This is a genomic window from Moraxella oculi (genome assembly GCF_023336735.1).
Lineage (GTDB): Bacteria > Pseudomonadota > Gammaproteobacteria > Pseudomonadales > Moraxellaceae > Moraxella > Moraxella oculi.
In genome coordinates this window covers 1-223 of record NZ_JAMBAQ010000080.1, presented here as the reverse complement: position 1 = coordinate 223, position 223 = coordinate 1, and the positions used below count along the sequence as shown (strand labels likewise).

At 42.2% G+C, this 223-nt stretch carries 1 protein-coding gene; it reads left to right on the top strand.

Annotation, left to right across the window (positions count from 1 at the left end):
* Positions 1 to 183: hypothetical protein (locus M2R47_RS09440; protein ID WP_249102561.1), on the top strand; the 183-nt coding region annotated here is incomplete at its 5' end.
* Between the last annotated feature and the right edge of the window lie 40 nt (positions 184 to 223).

The following is a 223-nucleotide window of genomic DNA, read 5'->3' as shown; positions in this document are numbered from 1 at the left end:
TACCTGATGCGTTTGAATTTTGCTTTATCTACATTATCCATTTTCCCATCAAGCCTTGAATCACTTTGGCATGGCGAAGTTGCACCCAACATTGGCGAGCGATATTTGGCAGATGTTTGGCAAATACCTGATGCGTTTGAATTTTGCTTTATCTACATTATCCATTTTCCCATCAAGCCTTGAATCACTTTGGCATGGCGAAGTTGCACCCAACATTGGCGAG